Source organism: Pseudoalteromonas byunsanensis (assembly GCF_001854475.1).
Classification (GTDB): domain Bacteria; phylum Pseudomonadota; class Gammaproteobacteria; order Enterobacterales; family Alteromonadaceae; genus Pseudoalteromonas; species Pseudoalteromonas byunsanensis.
In genome coordinates this window covers 201801-202438 of the sequence record NZ_MNAN01000030.1, presented here as the reverse complement: position 1 = coordinate 202438, position 638 = coordinate 201801, and the positions used below count along the sequence as shown (strand labels likewise).

At 48.5% G+C, this 638-nt stretch carries 3 tRNA genes; all 3 read left to right on the top strand.

From position 1 onward, the window contains the following. Position 1: 1 nt before the first annotated feature. The 3 genes from BIW53_RS10470 to BIW53_RS10460 all read left to right on the top strand — a co-directional run bounded on the left by BIW53_RS10470 (position 2) and on the right by BIW53_RS10460 (position 427). Positions 2 to 94, top strand: a tRNA-Ser gene (locus BIW53_RS10470). Positions 95 to 124: 30 nt separating this feature from the next. Further along, positions 125 to 201, top strand: a tRNA-Arg gene (locus BIW53_RS10465). A gap of 149 nt (positions 202 to 350) precedes the next feature. Beyond that, positions 351 to 427 (top strand) — tRNA-Arg (locus tag BIW53_RS10460). The last annotated feature ends 211 nt before the right edge of the window (positions 428 to 638 follow it).

Sequence of the window (638 nt, the reverse complement as noted above, 5' to 3'; positions counted from 1 at the left end):
CGGAGAGGTGGCCGAGTGGCTGAAGGCGCTCCCCTGCTAAGGGAGTATAGGGTTTGTAGCCCTATCGAGGGTTCGAATCCCTCCTTCTCCGCCATTTTTTAGTAAATGGTTTCTTGTAAATAACGGACGCGTAGCTCAGCTGGATAGAGTACCTGGCTACGAACCAGGCGGTCGGAGGTTCGAATCCTCCCGCGTCCGCCACTTTTCTTAAGTGGTTAAATATAAAGAATTGCGATGCAGACGCTCGGAGGTTCACTCTTTCAAGATACGTCCCGCATTCGCCACTTTTCTCTAAGTGGTTAATTAAAAGAGCATCTGGTAAGTAAAGATGTAAAAGATACTTAAACRACGGACGCGTAGCTCAGCTGGATAGAGTACCTGGCTACGAACCAGGCGGTCGGAGGTTCGAATCCTCCCGCGTCCGCCACTTCTCTCAGGTGGTTAAATATAGAGAATCGTGATGCAGGTTCACTCTTTCAAGATACGTCCCGCGTCCGCCACTTTTCTCAGGTGGTTAAATATAGAGAATCGTGATGCAAGGCGGTCGGAGGTTCACTCTTTCAAGATACGTCCCGCGTCCGCCACTTTTCTCTAAGTGGTTAATTAAAAGAGCATCTGGTAAGTAAAGATGTAAAAGA